This window comes from Chryseobacterium rhizosphaerae (assembly GCF_003385455.1).
In the GTDB taxonomy this organism is placed as follows: Bacteria; Bacteroidota; Bacteroidia; order Flavobacteriales; family Weeksellaceae; genus Chryseobacterium; species Chryseobacterium rhizosphaerae.
The window spans coordinates 1-18,203 of the sequence record NZ_QNUF01000033.1 but is presented as its reverse complement, the minus strand read 5'-3'; the positions used below and the strand labels follow the sequence as shown (position 1 = coordinate 18,203).

The window sequence follows — 18,203 nt, the reverse complement described above, 5'->3', positions numbered from 1 at the left end:
GATATTATTAAGAAAATGGCTATTTTTCGTTATCTTCGTCATAATGAAAACTTTGCGAATACTTTTACTCTCTTTGGGCGGATTGGTGTATGGACAAAATATCCAGAGTATCCAATTATTCAACCCACAAACGAATGATGAAACTCCTGTCATTAGGTTTAATTCAGATGAAAAACTGGTGCTCACCTTTGATGATCTCACTAATGCCAGTGAAATTTATCGATATACGATTAAACATTACGACAGAAACTGGAATGATGACAATCTGTTTTTTACAGAGTTTGCCACGGGAAGTATGAATGCACTTCTTGATCAGTTTCAATATTCTTTTAATACATTACAGGCTTATACTCATTATAAACTGACTTTTCCCAATGATAAAATTCAAGCGAAAATTTCAGGAAATTTTGAGCTGATTGTGTATAAAGATTCTGCGGATAAACCACTTTTCAAAAGAAGATTTTACCTGGTAGAAGATGCTGCTTCATTAGCTCTTAACATTACAAGAATAGCGGATGCCAAGAAACCTAATATCAATCAAAGGGTAGAGGTAAAAGCAGTGCCGAATGGGGGTGATCTTTCTTCCAATGTTAATTCTATGACCCTGAATGTGATGCAGAATAACAATCCGAATATGACCATTTCGGATTTGAAGGCAAGTAGTGTTTTAGGAAACCAGCTACTTTTTCAGCAGATGAACCTTAGTTTTCCGGGAGATAATGAATTTTATTATTTTGATAATAAAAATATGAATACCCCAGCGGATATGGTTCGTACCGTAGAAGTGAAAGATGGAGTGAACCAAACGTATTTGCACCCGGTTTGGGCTTTTCCTTTAAATTATCAGTATCAACCCGATGTAAACGGAGCATGGTACTACAGAAGAAATGATTTAGGAAGAGAGAGAGATGCCGAAAGAGAAGCAGATTATTCATGGGTATATTTTTATCTGGATTCGGATCCTGTAGATAAAGATATATATATTCTGGGAGGGTTTAATGGGTTCAAACCCAGCAAAGAAAATCAGATGCTCTATGATGCCGCCACTAAACAATATGTGGCTAAAATTTTCCTTAAGCAAGGGTTTTATAATTATGTTTTGGCAACTAAAGAAAGTGATGGATCATTAAATTTTGGTGAAGTCAACGGGAATTTTTGGCAGACAGAAAACTTATATCAGGCATTTTTATATTATGCTCCCTTCGGAAGAAATTACGATGGCCTGATGGGATACGGAGAATTTAGAACACCAATTGGCAATAAACGCTAACGAATTCTTTACTTTTTAAAGGTTAACAAATATTATTTAGTATATGTAAAACAAAGGCTGTCTTATCTGAGACAGCCTTTGTTTTTGTGAAGCCTTATGAATACTGGTTTTTAATAAAATGAGCGATTTATTTCAAGTGTAAAATACAATGTCAAGCATAGTTAAAATTTTAATTCACAAAATTTTGATTTGTATTAATATTATCAATTAATATATTTTTTAATAATAAAATTATCTTTAATTAATCATTTTTTTTATAAAATCATAATTGTGTTTTGTTTATTTATTTATAATATCTATTAAATTTTATTCACTGAATTAATCATTTTATTGTGAAAAATTTATAAATTCGTTTTTCACACTAACAAAAATTATTATGAAGACAAAGTTTATTTTAGTGGCAAGCGTTGCTGCCTGCTCTTTTGTTTTTGGACAAAACACTCCATCAAAATTAATTCCGGGTAAAGACGGATTGCATGCAGAATTCATGAGATTCGATAAAAATGCACCCACTTTTCAAGGAAGCCCGGTTTTATTTGATGAAACTTCTCAAAGACTTGCACCAGGACAGGCCCGTAAATTGGGACTTGAAAAAGATGCACTGGGTTTTGAAACCCATCGATTTCAACAGACCGTAAATAATATTCCTGTAGAATACGGAATGATGGCTGTACAGACGAAAGGAGGCAAAATTGTAGGGCAGTCCGGAAATTGGATTCTTAAAGTTCCGGAAAAGGCTGAAAAAAAGGCTAACATCTCTGAAAGTATAGCATTGCAAAATGCACTGTCATTTGTAGGTGCAGACTCATATAAATGGGAAAATAAGGAAGAGGAAGATTTTATTAAAAGAGAATCTGGCAATGCGGATGCAAGTTTTGTTCCGAAAGGCGAATTGGTGTATTACTCAGATCCTTCTGATGATAAGCTGACCGACTTAGTATTGGCTTATAAATTTGATATCTATGCAGAAAAACCGTTAAGCAGACAATATGTTTTTGTAGATGCCAAAAACGGTAAGGTTTTGGGTACAAATGCAATCATCCATGAGGTAAATACTCCGGGAACGGCTACTACCGCTTATAGCGGAAACCGGAATATCGTAGCTGACTCTTACAATGGAAGCTATAGGTTAAGAGAAACCGGAAGAAATGGGGGAACAGCTGTAGAAACCTATAATTTGAAAAAAGGGACCAATTATTCTTCTGCTGTAGATTTTACAGATACCGATAACGTATGGAATAATGTGAATATCAATAAAGATCAGTATGCTACAGATGCCCATTGGGGAGCAGAAATGACATTAGATTATTATTTTACGAAATTTGGAAGAAAAAGTATTGATAATAATAATTTTGCGATCAAATCCTACGTTCATTATTCAACCAATTATTTCAATGCTTCCTGGGATGGTTCCAGAATGACTTATGGGGATGGAAATGCCAATAACGGAAATAAACCATTAACAGCTATTGATGTCTGTGGGCATGAGATTACCCATGGAATGACCTCTAAAACTGCCAATCTTGTATACGAAAGAGAACCGGGAGCGCTCAATGAAGGTTTCTCTGATATTTTTGGAAATACCATAGAACGTTGGGCAAGGCCTAGCCAGGCGAGCTGGACAATAGGTGAAGATTTCAACTATGTCATCAGAGATATGGCAAATCCCAATGCTTTTAAGCAACCGGATACGTATAAAGGCACTTATTGGAAGGATGTAAGCACTACAGGATGTGCAGTACCAAATCGGGATCTGAATGACTACTGTGGAGTTCATACCAATTCAGGAGTCCTTAATTTCTGGTATTATTTATTAGTAACAGGGGGCACGGGAGCTAATGATAATGGATTTGCTTATAATGTTTCAGGAGTAGGATTGGATAAGGCAGGAGCAATTGCTTACAGAACTTTGACTACTTATCTTACTTCTGCTTCTACTTATGCCAATGCGAGAACCTATTCTCTTCAGGCAGCCACAGATTTGTATGGAGCAGGAAGCAATGAAGTAACACAGGTTACAAATGCCTGGAATGCTGTAGGTGTTGGAGGAGGTACTTCTGCTGCGGGACTTATTGCTTCTGCATCAAAAGTTTCTCCATATACCATCAGCCCGAATCCTGCTACAGACAGGTTTACGGTAGAATTTGAAGCGAAAGCCGGAAATGGAATCGTAGAATTGGTAAGTTTAACAGGTAAGAGAGAACTTTCTGAAAAAGTGAACCTTACTGACGGAGGAAACAGAATCAATATACAGCTTCCTTCTAATATCCTTCCTGGTGTATACGTTGTAACCGTGAATGGTCAGAAGGCAGGAAACTTGATTAAAAAATAATCCTTTAGTTATAATATAGTCAATTAAAAAGGCCACAAGTAAAGTACTTGTGGCCTTTTGTATGTTTTTAGTGAAGTGAGATTACACCAAATAGAAATCATTCAGCTTTTCTTCGCAAAGCGTTTTTACTACTTCAATCCATCGGTCTTCATCATTCAGACATGGAATATAATGGAAGTTTTCGCCTCCGCCATGCAGGAATTGTTCTTTTCCTTCCACAGAAATTTCTTCTAAGGTTTCAAGACAATCCGAAACGAAAGCAGGACAAACTACAGCAAGGTTTTTTACTCCTTTTTTAGGAATAGTCTCCAAGGTTTCATCTGTATAAGGCTCAATCCATTTGTCTTTTCCCAGTCTTGACTGGAAAGAAACAATTGTTTTTTCTTTTGGAAGACCCATTTTAGCAATGACTGCTTCAGTGGTTTTATAACATTGATGTCTATAGCAATACGCGTTGTGGGTGTCCACCTGACTGTTGATACAGTTTGCATCATCAATTTTACAGGTTTTGGACGGATCTGTTTTATAAATATGCCTTTCTGGAACACCGTGATAAGAAAACTGCAGTGCATCAAAGTTTTCCGGAAGTTTTTCTTTAATACTCTCCGCAAGACAGTTAATATAAATATCCCTGTTATAGAAAGGTTGGATATAATTGATCTTTACTTTCGGGAATTTCTTCTTTCTTACCTCTTCTGCCATTTCAATCACTGTTTCCGTTGTACTCATCGCATATTGGGGGTACAGTGGGAAAAGTACGATCTCTGAAATGCCCTGATCCACCAATTTCTGAATACCGGTTTCAATACTTGGCTGGGCATACCGCATTCCGATTTCTACCGGAACATCTACAACTTTCTGAAGTTTCTTCTTAATTTTTTCAGTAATAACGATAAGTGGAGATCCTTCGTCTGTCCAAACTGTTTTATAAGCTTCGGCAGATTTTGCAGGTCTTGTGTTTAAAATAATTCCACGGACAAGAAGTGCTCTAAAGATCCAACGGTAATCAATTACCCTTTCATCCATCAAAAATTCATCAAGATATTCCTTTACGTCGTTTACCGCTGTAGACTTTGGCGATCCAAGATTTACCAGTAAAATTCCTTTTTTATCCAATATTTTTTATTTTAATTATGAAACAGACTTGTTGAAATCTGTTACTAATTCTGAGACTTTGGCAAATGTATTATTTTCAACTAAGCCATCGCTATTTAATTTCCCCTTTATTCCTTTTATCAGCAGCTGATGATCTGCTGCTATTGTTGCTCCGAGAGTTTTTAAAATCATTAATAGTTCTTCGTGACCTTTTTCTCCATTTGCCGAAGCAGTAATGACTGCTGCAGGTTTGTCAGAAAAAACAGTCGTAGAAACACACCATTCCAATAGATTTTTTAGTCTGCCCGGAATACTGAAAATATATTCCGGTGTGCAAAATAAAACGCCCTTTGAGTTTTTGATGTCTTCTCTTACGCCGAGTATTTCTTCCGGCGTATGATGATCTGTTAATGCAGTATCAAAATGAGGAAGAACAGAAAGATCTTCAATCATTTTGAAATCAACATATGGATGTTGTTCCAGCACCTGTTCTATCAGTTTCTGATTACTGGAGTTTTTTGAAGCACTTCCAATAACTACTATGATTTTATTTCCGGGAGGCATTTTTATTTCTGTTATCCGTTCACAGCCTCCACTCTTTCTACCAAATCAGGAACAAATTGTTTTAAAATGTTCTCAATTCCGTTTTTCAAAGTAGCGGTAGAGCTTGGACATCCTGAACAAGCACCCTGTAGAAGCATTTTTGCTGTTTTACTCGCTTCATCATATTCCATTAAAGAAATTTTTCCACCATCATTTTCTACTGCGGGAGCAACATATTCATTCAGAATATCAGAAATCTTCTGCTCATCATCCGTATACTCTCTGTTGATGATTTTTTCAACAGGATTTTCATGTTTCTGAGGTTCAGCTTTTGATATTTCCCCTCCGTTTTGAAGATATTCTGCAATCTGGGCACGAACAGTCATCATTACCTGATGCCATTCTACAGAATGATCTTTAGTAACAGCCACGAAATTGTCAGAAATAAAAACTTCAGTAGCAAAATCAAATTCTTTGAAGATCGCTTCAGCTAAAGGAACTTCAGCGGCTGCATCTCTTGATTTTACTTCCACGAAACCATCCATCAGTAATTTGCTTGACACAAATTTCATCACGTTGGGGTTAGGAGTCATCTCAGAATAAATCTGATACATCTCCTTTTTCTTCTGAAGATAAATTCTTGGGTTTGCCAATAGCTCATCCTCAATCACATTTTTCAGACTTTCAGCTACATGTTCCCATTCTATGGTATCCTGTTTTGCAATAGCTACAAAATTAGCTGTAATAAAAATTCTTTCTACAAAAGGATAATTGAAAAGCTCTTGTGCTAAAGGAATTTCTGAAATATCTGAGTTTCTGTCCAATTCTAAAGATCCCGGGATAAGATTGTAATCTGCTACAAACTTCATCACTTTTGGATTTTCAGTTGGTTCTATAAGTACGGTACGCATTTTTTCGTTAAATTTGAGATACAAAAATACGCATTAGAAGTTAGAAGCTGAAAGTTGAGAGTTAGATTTTTGCTATCGCTTTAATTTAGAAGTTAGATACACTGAATAGAAGTAGGTAAATTATAATTTTCAAGTAAGCTTATTTTTTAAATTTCAAATTAAAACTATGGCACTTATAAAAGAACTTTTAGGGAAAATACCACAGATCGGAGAGAATACTTTTTTAGCAGAAACAGCAACCATTATTGGAGATGTTACCATGGGAAGAGACTGCAGTGTTTGGTATAATGCAGTGATCAGAGGTGATGTACATTATATTAAAATGGGAGATAAAGTAAATGTTCAGGATAATGCAATGCTGCACTGTACTTATCAGAAACATCCTTTGAATATTGGGAACAATGTTTCCATTGGCCACAATGCTATTGTGCATGGATGTACAATCAAAGATAATGTACTGATCGGAATGGGAGCTATTGTAATGGATGACTGCCTGGTGGAAGAAAATTCTATCGTAGGGGCGGGATCTGTAGTGACTCAGGGAACTCACATTAAATCCGGAGAAGTTTGGGGAGGAGTTCCTGCCAAGAAAATTAAGGATATTAATGCCCAATTGCTGGAAGGAGAAGTGAACAGAATTGCTGATAATTATGTGAAATACTCTTCGTGGTATAAGGAAAATGTAAAAGACTACGAATTATAATCGGGGATATCTGTTGCGGGTTTCGGGATGGAAAGAATTTTCTCTTCTGAAACCAAAACTTCATTTATCGTTACATCAATATACAACAAAGCTCCATCTTTTGATGGAGCTTTGTATATCATCCTAGTATAAAAATTCCTTAAAAGAATTTGTAATGATTTGATTATAGAACCTTTGCTTTATTTTTAATTGATATCCGGGGTGATGAGTCTTATCTTTCCGTTAACACATTTAAGAGAGGTAGGAGGAGTGATCACCACACAATCAGACACAATATTATATTTTTCATTAAAAATTCTGACCTTATCCGTATAGTCTTTAATTCTTGATATGATAGAGGCTTCTATTTTTTTTGGATAAGCAATATACTGCTGAGGTCCGCCGCATGATTTTAATCCCATTGGAGCAAATGCCCATTCATTGGCGTCAGTACATTTTTCACCGGAAACTTCAGATTCAATAGAGGCTTTTAATTTATCCAATAATGCCTGGTCGTATTTTTGACTGTCCTGATCAGCAGGTCTTTCAGAAATATCTTTCGGAAGATTGGTATTTGCATTCTTTGAGGTATTACATGAAATAAGACTGAATGTAGTACATAATACTAACGCAGGAATAAGGATAAATTTTTTTTTCATTATAAACATTGTTCTTAGTAAGAATTTTCAAAACTTGTGCCAAGGTAAGAAAATCAAATTCATTTCCGTATTTTTGACAACGATGAACAATCATTTTTTTGACTTATTAGAGCACACGAACCGAAGTGTCTTTCTGACTGGAAAAGCCGGGACAGGAAAGACTACATTTCTTAATGACTTTGTAAAGCGGACAAAGAAAAAACATGTTGTGGTAGCACCTACGGGTATTGCCGCAATCAATGCAGGTGGTGTTACCATCCATTCGATGTTTGGATTACCATTGAGAACTTTTCTGCCCACTACGGAAAGGATAGATACCAGTTTGGCTAATAATATAGCTGACCTGATGCCCCATTTTAAATACCGGAAGGATAAACTTAAGCTTTTAAGAGAAGTTGAAATCATTATTATAGACGAGGTTTCTATGTTGAGAGCAGATGTTTTGGATATGATGGATTTCTCTTTACGGTTTATCAGAAGGAATAATCAAAGGTTTGGAGGAGTACAAATGCTGTTTATCGGAGATCTTTATCAGCTTCCGCCGGTAGTGAGGGATGAACATATCCTAAAAATGTATTACAATTCACCATTCTTTTTTGATAGCCATGCTATTAAAGATATTCCTTTGGTTACCATTGAGCTGACGAAAGTGTACAGACAGTCTGATGAAGAATTTTTGGAAATCCTGAATGCTATCCGTGATGGTGATGTGGCGAATATAGATTTTGATTACCTGAATAAAAGATATGATCCTGATTTCAATATTGGGAAAGAATCATACGTTTACCTTTGTTCTCACAACAAAATGGCTGATGAGATCAATCAGGAGAAATTAGCAGAAATAAAAGTAGATGCTCAAACCTATGAGGCTAAACTTGTAGGAGATTTTAAAGAAAATCAGTTCCCTAATGAACAATTTTTAGAATTGAAAATTGGAGCACAGATTATGTTCATCAGGAATGATATTTCCGGGGAAAAGAGGTATTTCAACGGGAAATTGGGGGAAATTATCGGGTTGGACAAAAATGAAATCCGGGTTGTTCTGGATGAAAGTGAGCTTGAAATCACGGTGAAAAGAGAGACCTGGGAACAGAAAAAATATTTCCTGGATACCGATAAAACCATTCAGGAAGAGGTATTAGGGAGTTTTGAGCAGTTTCCGATAAAATTGGCCTGGGCAGTTACCATCCACAAAAGCCAGGGACTAACCTTTGATAAGATAATCATTGATGCAGGAAAAAGTTTTACTGCCGGTCAGGTATATGTAGCGTTGTCCCGTTGCAGAACATTGGAAGGAATTGTTTTAAAATCAAAAATTACTCCTGAAGTTATTTTTAAAGACAACAGGATTCTTCATTTCCATACAGATACAGTGGCTAATGATCATATTGAATCTATCCTGAATCAGGAAAAATATGATTACAGTATCAGAAAAGTACTTCGTACAGTAGATTGTTTATGGTTTTTAAAAGAGGTGGAAGACTGGAATAAGCTGTCTGTAGTTACCAAAAATTTAGACCATGTTAAAACCAATCAGCTGTACCTTCAGCTGAAACATGAAAGCGTAAATCTTGGAAAGATCTTTGAGAAATTAGAAAGAGTTATTTTCCAGAAGGTTAATAATTTTATTGAGAAAAAAGAAGAATGGGCTGAAATTGAAAGCAAAACAAAAGGGGCGGTTAATTTTTTCTTTGTGGAAACCAGAGATAAAATTTTTAATCCTTTAAAAGAATTTTATGCTGAGATCAAAGGAGCCAAAGGCCTAAAACAGTATAATGATGAATTCAGAAACTGGTTGGAAGATATTGAGGAATATTTGAACAGCCTGAAAGATATTCACCTTCTTGAAACGAAGCTTTTAGATGAAAAGAATGATAAAGAAATCAATCTGAAAATCGCTAAAGTGCCTTCACAGGTTTTAACTTTCCAGTTATTCGAACAAGGAAAAACCATTGGAGAAATTGCTTTGGAAAGAGGCTTGGTAAAAGAAACCGTAATCGGTCACCTTGCTAAATTTGCAGAACAGGGATTGCTGGATATTTCAAGAGTCATTACTTCCGATAAAATCAAAGCTTTTGAAACAGAGTTTTATAAAAACCCTCAGGAAACTTTGACAGAATGGAAGAATGTACTGCCAAGTAATTTTGAATTTAATGAGATCAGGATTCTGATCAATCACTATAATTATAAAAAGGAAAAGAATTCATAAGAATTCTTTTCCTTTTTTAATTGATATCTTGGTTACAAAAACTAAGGATACATCGCATTGATTGTATTAATATCGCCGGTTGTAAAACCTGTTCTGTTGTAGGTAAACGTAGTATTGTTAGCCCTCTTAATCGTAGGCTGTCCATTTTTAGAATAGGAATTAGGCCAATACATCATCACTGAATTAATATTGAAAGGGCCTATGTCTGTTCCGGAATTGTACATATTGAAATTATAAGCCTGCCCATCCTGAATATTGTTCCACTGGATACTCACATACTGATCCCTGTCTTTACGGGCATGTTCATGATAAAGCCCTACAGTATGCCCCATTTCATGGATCACAGATCCCACAGAAATATATTGATCCAAAGATATAGTTTGTTTTCCTCCCTGATATCCGATATGAGCCCACCCATCTGATCCGGATGAACTTCCGAAAATAAATTCTACATAATTGGTCTGGTTGGTACGCGGAATCCATTGGGTATTGGTTTTGGAATTATATTCATTAACCGCTGTAGTTATTTTATTGGCATTGATAGAACCCATATTACCCGCAACAGTATAATAAATTTTAGCTCCCGGCCATCTTGAGAAACTGGCACCTCCTTTATGAAGAGCATTATCTCCTGCCAACTGTTGGTCGGAAAGTACAATGTCTCCCTGGAAAAAATTCATTCCATTCTTTCTTTCATACGTAATATCTTGCCCTCCCAGTCGTCCGTTTTTAACATTTTCGAGCTGTAAAGCATTGGTCTGGGTCTCTGTAGCCATTTCATCGTTATTTTTACTACAGGATGCTAAAGTAGCAGCGATAATGAAGCTCATAAAGACCGTTCTTTTTGTCAACAGCTTCCGATACAGTAAGTCATTCAATTTTTTGTTCATAAGAATATTTTTAAGTGGTGTTAAAATGTATTTATTTTCTTTTTAAAGTACTAATATAATAATTTATTTCTCTTATAAATGAATTATTTTTATTAAAATATTGATTATTGTGATAATTAGTTATTTTTAATTATAGACATTAAAAAAGAGAAAATCTAAACGTTATATCAAAGAAAAAGGCTTTGACTGCAGCCAAAACCTTTCTTTATATTTATTACTTGAAACAGCTTCTTTAAAATTCAGATATCTAAAATTAATTTTCTACGGTTGTTATCATAAAAAGTAGCATGATAACTGTTATCCCGGTATTCGGTTTTTGAGTTTTCTATTGTGTTGAATCTTCTTTTATCCATGGTGATGAACTCAACGATCTCAAAGTGATTAACATCAATACTATTAAAATCTACTAATTTCAGATATTCATCAACCGAATTTTTATCCAGCATGATTTTTCCTCCACCGAACTGATGCCTATTTTGTCCATTTTTTTTAACACCAGAAACCCAGTATTCTTCTCCGGTTTCTATGTCAAAATAATTAGCAACATATTCAGGTCTTTTGAGTTTCTTTAATGCCTTATCATTAAAATAAAGGGTTTGTCCGGATTTTGAAAATTCTACAAAACCAATCCAAGCCGGTCCATAGTGGCCAAAGGACTTGTTTTCGATATACATTATTTTTGTTTTCATGATTGTAAGTTTTCTTGAGCAATTTACTTAATTTATAGCTGTAAGCAAAAGGAATCAAACAGCGTTTCAATTTCAATAGTTTTTGCCTGAACTAGGCGATCAGACTTATCAATTACAAAAAGTAACTAATGCAATTTTTATGTTTTAAATTTGTTTGGTTTTTTAAGCCCCAATTTATAATTATGAAAAATTTTGAAATTTCTGTTTTAGACCTTGCTCCGGTAAAGCAGGGAAAAAGCATTCATGATACGTTTCAGGATAGCTTATCTTTAGCTCGTCATACTGAAAACTTAAACTATACAAGATTCTGGCTTGCCGAGCATCACAATATGGAAAGTATTGCGAGTTCTGCTACCTCAGTTTTAATTGGTTTTATTGCCAATGGAACAAAAAAAATAAGAGTAGGTTCAGGGGGTATTATGCTTCCTAATCACAGTTCTCTGATTATTGCAGAGCAATTCGGAACTTTGGAATCTCTTTTTCCCGGAAGGATTGATCTCGGGGTGGGAAGAGCTCCAGGGACAGATGGATTAACGGCTCAGGCATTGGGAAGAAATCCAGCGATTATTAATGAACAGTTTCCAAGACAGATTTTAGAGCTTCAGCGGTATTTTTCCAAAGAAAATGCTGATGCAATGGTACGGGCTATTCCGGGAGAAGGTCTTGATGTTCCTATTTATATACTAGGATCAAGCACAGACAGTGCATGGCTAGCAGCAGAGCTTGGACTGCCTTATGCATTTGCCGGACATTTTGCTCCTGAGCAAATGGAAATGGCCTTTAAAATATACAGAGAACATTTTCAACCTTCTCAATACTTAGATCAGCCTTATGTAATGGCTTGTGTGAATGGAGTAGCAGCAGAAACTACTGAAGAAGCTCATAAGCTTTCTACCACATTATTCCAGGCATTTATCAATATTGTAAGGAATGACAGAAAGCCTTTTGCACCGCCGGTAGATGATATGGATGACGTCTGGTCACCTATGGAGAAATCGATGGTTTTACAGAAGCTGAGATATACTTTTATAGGAGATCAAACTGAAATTCAGGAAAAAATTAAAGATTTCCAAAACAAATTCAACGTAGATGAGCTGATCATCAATTCTCATATTTATGATCATCAGAAAAGACTGAGATCTTACGAAATCATAAGAGAAGCGGTCAACTCTTTATCTCAAGCACAATAAACCATTGATATTAATTGGCAGATGCTTATTTTTATAAGTATCTTTGCAAAAATAAAAAGTAAAAATGTCCGATATTAAATTAAATACTATTCCAGAGGCTATTGAAGACCTTAAAAATGGTAAAATAATCATAGTAGTAGATGATGAAGATAGAGAAAATGAAGGTGACTTTCTTTGTGCTGCTGAACTGACAACTCCGGAAATTATCAACTTTATGGCCCTTCACGGTAGAGGATTGATCTGTATGCCTCTTCCTGAAAAAAGATGTGATGAGCTTGGATTAGAGGTTATGGTAAGCAGAAGCAGCGATCCTAAAGAAACTGCTTTTACAGTATCTGTTGACCTTTTGGGTAATGGGACTTCTACCGGTATTTCTGCTGGTGACAGAGCTAAAACAATTCTGGCTTTAATGGATGAGAAATCTAAGCCTACAGATTTTATGAGACCCGGACATATTTTCCCGCTTCGTGCAAGAAAAGGAGGGGTTTTAAAAAGAGCAGGACATACTGAAGCTGCTATTGACCTTACCCATCTTTCAGGTTTGAAAGAAGGTGGAGTAATCTGTGAGATTATGAATGAAGATGGTACGATGTCTCGTTTACCGGAACTTCACGCATTCGCCCAGAAGCACGATATGAAAATTGTTTCTATTGAAGATTTAATTCATTATCAGCTTAAAAAAGGAAATCTGGTTGAAAGACTTGAAGAGAAAAAAGTAAAAACGCATTATGGTGATTTCGATTTCTACGCATTCAGAGAGACTTCAAATGACCAGATCCACTTTGCTTTGACAAAAGGAGCATGGACTGTGGATGAGCCTGTTTTAGTAAGAGTACAGTCTTCAGATTCCTATTTTGATGTGCTGACAAGATTAAATAACGGAGAAAAACCTTTATTGGAAAAAGTAACCGGTATGGTAAACGAAGCAGGAAAGGGAGCAATTATTTTCATCAATAACGTTTCAAACTCTGAAAATACATTGAGAAAACTTCAGCAGTTCCTGAATTATCAGGACGGGCAGGAGCAGCATCCTACTTTAGCATACAACTACAGAGATTATGGTATTGGAACACAGATCTTAAAGAATTTAGGAATTAATAAGTTTAAAGTAATCACTCAAAACCCTAATATCAAACCTCAGGTTGGAGGATATGATGTAGAAGTTACTGAGCTGGTTCAGTTATAACAAATAAATGATCAATAGAGGACCGGCTTTGCTGCGAATATATTGATGAATGAAAAAAGGTTTAGGATTTTTCTAAACCTTTTTTTATTTTTAAACCATGACTAAGGCTTTAAAGACACACATCAAAGGTTACGTAGATATTCCAGATGAAAAACTGGAGCAATATTGCAATGCTTTTCATCTTCAGAAAATAAAGAAAAAAGATTTTCTTTTAAGAGAAGGAGATGTTTGTGGATTTGAAGGATTTGTTGTGAATGGGTGTTTTAAAGTTTCCCATACCGACCACAATGGTGCAGAGCAGATACTGTACTTTGGGATTGAGAACTGGTGGCTTTCAGATATAGACAGCTTCATTACCGGTATTCCATCAAAGCTTAATATTCAGGCTATTGAAGACAGTGAAATTCTTCTTATTTCAAAGCAAGATAAAGAAAGGTTTTATCTGGAAATTCCTGAGATTGAAAGATTGATGAGACTGAAGTTTCAACGGTCAATTATTGCATTACAACGTAGAATTATTGATAATCTAAGCAAATCGTCAGATGAACGCTATCTTGATTTTCTGAAGGAATATCCTGAAATAGCGCACCGTCTTACCAATATACAAATTGGAGCCTATTTGGGGGTAACTCCGGAGTTTATAAGCAGAATACGCAGGAAAATTGTAAGTAAGACTTAGTATTAACCACAAAAGGCTTTATCTTTTGTTTGAAATAAGATGAAGCCTTTTGTGATTGAAGTTTTAATATATAGCCAGGCTTATAATGTTATTTCGTCAAAATTTCTGAAGCCGTTCAGAAAGTCTTTTACGGTCATTCTTTTCTTTCCTTCCAACTGAAGTTCCTGTGGAAAATAAACCCCATCCTGGGTATAAATCTTAAATTCATTTTTTGAGATATCTAGAGTTCCGGAAGATTTTCCATGGTCTGAAATTTCAAATTTCCCACTGAATATTTTCAACCCTTTTTCATCTTCTCCAATTTTTAGAGTGGTGAAAGCTGCAGGATAAGGAGACATTCCAAGGATAAACTGATGAACGGTTTTAGAAGGAGCATCCCAATTGATTTTGGTATCTTCTTTAAAGATTTTATATGCGTTTTTTGGATGTTCTACTTGTGGCTGAGGTCTTTCTTTGATGGTGTTTTCAGCCAATCCATCCAGTGTTTTAACCACCAGTTTTGAACCCATTTCCATCAGCCTGTCATGAAGAGCTCCTGCATTCTCGTCAGGTAAAACGTTAAGTTCTTCCTGTAGGAGAATATTCCCTTCATCTATTTTTTCGTTGATAAAGAAAGTAGTGGCTCCTGTTTTTTCTTCTCCGTTAATTACGGCATAATTGATAGGAGCTGCTCCTCTGTAATCAGGTAATAAAGAGGCATGAAGATTAAATGTTCCCATGGCCGGCATTTCAAAAAGAACTTTAGGCATCATTCTAAAAGCAACTACCACAAAAACATCAGCTTCAAGATTTCTAAGCTCTTCTAAAAATTCAGGGTTTCTCAGTTTCTCAGGTTGGAAAACAGGAATATTATTTTCCGAAGCATATATTTTTACAGGTGACTGGTGAATTTTCTGCCCACGTCCGCTTGCTTTATCTGCAACGGTTACAACACCTACAACCTGATGATGAGATTGATGAATAGCCTCCAGAGAAGTCTTTGCGAATTCCGGAGTTCCTAAAAAAACAACTTTCAATGATTTCATAATACAAAGATAAGTTTTTCGCGGAAAGTTGCAGGTTTGAATGGGATAGAAGGTATCAGTCTATCAAAAATATATCTTTATCCCCATATCTAAGTCTCCAGTCTTATATCTGCCTATTCATGATTCAGTGCATATGTTCTGAAATTAAGCATTTTTACTTTTCCGGAATCCATCAGATAAATCAGGTTTTCTAAAATGTTTTCTTTAGAATGATAACTTAGCTGCACCGAAAGTTCTTCAATAGTAGCTGATCTTTTAGCCAGTAAATTGATAATTTGCTGAGAAATATTTTTTCCGAAAATAGATTGCTTATTCTTTTCACATACAGAACACTGACCACAGTTTTTTGAGTTTTTTTCACCAAAATAGGAGAGGATCAGTTTCATTTTACAGTAGTCTTTATTTTCCACGTAAAACTTCATTTCTTCCCATTTCTGGATTTTGTTTCTCTGAATATGCTCAAAAAGTTTCCAATAGCTATGAGTAATGATTCTTTCGTCACGGGGTTTTAAAAACTTGATGCTGGCAAGCGCACCATCTATATATTCCAGATAGTTTTTCTGCTGAAGCTCTTTCAGGCGTTCTTTGATCAAAGGAATGCTTACTTCAATCTTATTGCTTACCTGCTGTTCACTGAACATTACTTTATGAGTGGTGAGACCTGATATGGTCCGGAAAAGAAGTTCAATAAAATAGGCGTCTTTCTGTGGCAGCTGATCTATTTCATCTGCTTTCATAAAAAGCTCCAGTGAAGAAAGACTTTTGTTGTCATTATAGTAAATGATTTCCTGATTGTGAAGGAAATTAAGAACATTATTAATTTTTGCCTTTGAGAGTCTGGTGAAATTCTGAATTCCGACAATATTCAACTGAAAGGTTTTTTCCGGCTGCTCAAATTCAGCAACCTGGAAAATAGAGTAGAGGTAACTGATAATTTTTAAAAACTCAGCTTTATTGGGAATCTGATTTTTTAAGATCTGATCGAAGTTCAGCAGCTCCTGCTTATTCCAAAGCATAAAAGCGAAACTGTCTTTTCCGTCTCTTCCGGATCTACCTATTTCCTGGTAATAGTTCTCCAGAGAAGCAGCAGGAGAGTAGTGGAGGACAAAACGTACGTTGTCTTTGTCAATACCCATTCCAAAGGCATTGGTAGAAATAAGAACGTGATTGTCACTTTTGTTCCAGGTATTTTGTTTTGTATTTTTCTCTTTTGTTGTTAAACCTGCGTGGAAATAATCTACATTTTTCAACTGGTTTTTCTTCAGAAATTCTGCTAATAATTCTGCTTCCTTTCTGGTCCTTACATAGATGATTCCGGAATCTGTATTGTATTTAAGGATGTCAAAAACACGCTGAAATTTATCTCCAACTTCTTCAGTGAAAATTTTAATATTGTCTCTTTTGAAGCTTTTTTGAAATACAGAAGGCTTCCTAAGTTCAAGTTTGTTTTTAATTTCTTCCAGCACCTTTGGAGTTGCTGTAGCTGTTAATGCAAGGCAAGGGATTTCAGGATTGTTTTTTCTGAAGTCCTTTATATTTTGATAGCTGGGACGAAAATCTTGTCCCCATTCTGAAATACAGTGGGCTTCATCCACAGCAATGAATGAGAGCTGAATATCCTGGATGTTTTGTAAAAACTGGGTATTGGTAAGTCTTTCCGGAGATACGTACAACAATTTTGTAAGCCCTTCCTTACAGCGGCCATAAATAGCTTCTGCATCATATTCATCCAATTCTGAAGACAGGTACTCTGCTTCAATATTTCGGAATTTAAGTTGATTTACCTGGTCTTTCATTAATGCCAACAGTGGGGAAATAACCAGGCAGGTTCCTTCCTTTAGCAAAGCCGGTAGCTGATAGCATAAAGATTTTCCGGCACCGGTAGGCAGTAAGACCAGTGTATCTTTTTCGTTAATAACAGAATTGATGATTTCTTCCTGAGAATCTCTGAAGTCATTGTAACCCCAGAAATACTTAAGAGTATCATATTTTAGCTTTTGAAAATCTTGCGGAGAAATCATAGGGTAAAAATAAGGAAAGTATTATAACAAAAAAAGCCACGCAATGCGTGACTTTTATATAATACTTAATAAGTTTATTATTTAGCTTCGAAGTATACTCTTCTGTTTGCTCTGTTTTTCCATTCAGGGCATTTTGTAGCTGGTTCACACTCAGGGTATTTAAGGTCTTTTTCACCTTTCCCTACTGCATTAAGTTTACCATTTTGAACTCCGTTTTTAATCAGATAGTTCTTCACATTATTAGCTCTTCTTTGAGATAATTTTTGGTTATAAGCGTCAGTACCTCTTGTATCAGTAGCACCAATTACACTATAAGAACCATTTGAAGAATTGATATAATTAACAGCATTATTTAATATTGGAGTATTTGATGGTAAAATTCTGTCAGAATTTAAGTCAAACTCAATACCTTCTAATTTAGTTTCTGTTTCTATTACTGGTCCTGTGTTTGTAGGGCAACCGTTGTTTTCCACAGGTCCCGGAACAGTTACACACTTATCGTAAAGGTCAATAACGCCATCTAAATCCGTGTCAAGAGCAACACCTGCACCATCTACTCTTGCTCCTGCAGGAGTGTCAAGTTGTCTGTCCCAGTCGTCGCATACACCGTCATTATCAGCATCTCCTTTTTTACATACTTCAATATCCTGGTTTTTGTTAGCCAGAACGTCAAGTTTGTAATAGATTTCCTGAAGTGGGTCATGCCACATTAAGTGAGATTCGTGTTTTCCTAACTTGATGGAAAGTCCTAAAGTAGCGTTGAAGAAATTATCTGAAACCTGCTCAGAACGCTTGTTGATAGCGCTGTATGCATCTCCGCCA

At 35.7% G+C, this 18,203-nt stretch carries 16 protein-coding genes; 7 read left to right on the top strand and 9 right to left on the bottom strand.

Annotated features, from left to right (window positions below):
- Positions 1-43 precede the first annotated feature (43 nt).
- Entirely contained in the window at positions 44-1,270 is a 1,227-nt protein-coding gene (locus tag DRF57_RS20550) for a type IX secretion system plug protein (RefSeq protein WP_115920574.1), read from the top strand.
- A gap of 376 nt (positions 1,271-1,646) precedes the next feature.
- Positions 1,647-3,602: a M4 family metallopeptidase gene (locus DRF57_RS20545; RefSeq protein ID WP_052188647.1), complete on the top strand. Its 1,956-nt coding sequence runs from the start codon at positions 1,647-1,649 to the stop codon at positions 3,600-3,602.
- An 81-nt stretch (positions 3,603-3,683) separates the two neighbouring features.
- Here the strand turns inward: DRF57_RS20545 and hemH are convergent, their stop codons facing one another.
- From hemH to DRF57_RS20530, 3 genes are read right to left on the bottom strand one after another with little or no spacing between them, the layout of a single operon-like run.
- A complete protein-coding gene (gene hemH / locus DRF57_RS20540) occupies positions 3,684-4,718 on the bottom strand; it encodes a ferrochelatase (protein WP_047490311.1) in 1,035 nt (344 codons plus the stop codon).
- 15 nt (positions 4,719-4,733) lie between these two features.
- The gene (locus DRF57_RS20535) at positions 4,734-5,261 is read right to left on the bottom strand and encodes an NADPH-dependent FMN reductase (RefSeq protein ID WP_115920572.1); all 528 of its coding nucleotides are present in this window, start codon (positions 5,259-5,261) and stop codon (positions 4,734-4,736) included.
- A gap of 11 nt (positions 5,262-5,272) precedes the next feature.
- Positions 5,273-6,151: a NifU family protein gene (locus DRF57_RS20530; RefSeq protein WP_047490317.1), complete on the bottom strand. Its 879-nt coding sequence runs from the start codon at positions 6,149-6,151 to the stop codon at positions 5,273-5,275.
- 166 nt (positions 6,152-6,317) lie between these two features.
- On the opposite strand from DRF57_RS20530, the gene DRF57_RS20525 reads away from it, so the two are divergent.
- Entirely contained in the window at positions 6,318-6,854 is a 537-nt protein-coding gene (locus DRF57_RS20525; protein WP_047490320.1) for a gamma carbonic anhydrase family protein, read from the top strand.
- A 185-nt stretch (positions 6,855-7,039) separates the two neighbouring features.
- Here DRF57_RS20525 and DRF57_RS20520 read toward each other — a convergent pair whose 3' ends face one another.
- Positions 7,040-7,492 (bottom strand): peptidylprolyl isomerase PrsA family protein, encoded by a 453-nt coding sequence (locus DRF57_RS20520; RefSeq protein WP_047490323.1) that lies wholly within the window; start codon positions 7,490-7,492, stop codon positions 7,040-7,042.
- Between the two features lie 82 nt (positions 7,493-7,574).
- Here DRF57_RS20520 and DRF57_RS20515 point away from each other — a divergent pair, with 82 nt between their 5' ends.
- A complete protein-coding gene (locus DRF57_RS20515; RefSeq protein WP_047490325.1) occupies positions 7,575-9,701 on the top strand; it encodes a helix-turn-helix domain-containing protein in 2,127 nt (708 codons plus the stop codon).
- A gap of 41 nt (positions 9,702-9,742) precedes the next feature.
- Here the strand turns inward: DRF57_RS20515 and DRF57_RS20510 are convergent, their stop codons facing one another.
- On the bottom strand, positions 9,743-10,591 hold the full coding sequence (locus DRF57_RS20510; RefSeq protein WP_084085431.1) for a M12 family metallopeptidase: 849 nt from the start codon (positions 10,589-10,591) through the stop codon (positions 9,743-9,745).
- A gap of 239 nt (positions 10,592-10,830) precedes the next feature.
- Positions 10,831-11,280 (bottom strand): hypothetical protein, encoded by a 450-nt coding sequence (locus DRF57_RS20505; RefSeq protein WP_206607210.1) that lies wholly within the window; start codon positions 11,278-11,280, stop codon positions 10,831-10,833.
- A 182-nt stretch (positions 11,281-11,462) separates the two neighbouring features.
- Here DRF57_RS20505 and DRF57_RS20500 point away from each other — a divergent pair, with 182 nt between their 5' ends.
- From DRF57_RS20500 to DRF57_RS20490, 3 genes are all read left to right on the top strand, one after another.
- Positions 11,463-12,470 carry an LLM class flavin-dependent oxidoreductase gene (locus tag DRF57_RS20500; RefSeq protein ID WP_115920570.1) on the top strand — a complete coding sequence of 336 codons (1,008 nt, stop codon included), beginning with the start codon at positions 11,463-11,465 and terminating at the stop codon, positions 12,468-12,470.
- 64 nt (positions 12,471-12,534) lie between these two features.
- Positions 12,535-13,656 (top strand): 3,4-dihydroxy-2-butanone-4-phosphate synthase, encoded by a 1,122-nt coding sequence (ribB, locus tag DRF57_RS20495; RefSeq protein ID WP_047490331.1) that lies wholly within the window; start codon positions 12,535-12,537, stop codon positions 13,654-13,656.
- Positions 13,657-13,753: 97 nt separating this feature from the next.
- Positions 13,754-14,335: a Crp/Fnr family transcriptional regulator gene (locus DRF57_RS20490; protein ID WP_052188648.1), complete on the top strand. Its 582-nt coding sequence runs from the start codon at positions 13,754-13,756 to the stop codon at positions 14,333-14,335.
- Positions 14,336-14,415: 80 nt separating this feature from the next.
- Here DRF57_RS20490 and fmt read toward each other — a convergent pair whose 3' ends face one another.
- The 3 genes from fmt to DRF57_RS20475 all read right to left on the bottom strand — a co-directional run.
- Positions 14,416-15,360, bottom strand: a complete 945-nt coding sequence (gene fmt / locus DRF57_RS20485) for a methionyl-tRNA formyltransferase (protein WP_047490334.1) — start codon at positions 15,358-15,360, stop codon at positions 14,416-14,418.
- A gap of 113 nt (positions 15,361-15,473) precedes the next feature.
- Complete coding sequence (locus tag DRF57_RS20480; protein ID WP_115920568.1) at positions 15,474-17,381, bottom strand: RecQ family ATP-dependent DNA helicase; 1,908 nt, start codon at positions 17,379-17,381, stop codon at positions 15,474-15,476.
- A gap of 77 nt (positions 17,382-17,458) precedes the next feature.
- The coding region (locus DRF57_RS20475) for an OmpA family protein (protein WP_133297558.1) at positions 17,459-18,203 on the bottom strand (745 nt) is incomplete at its 5' end.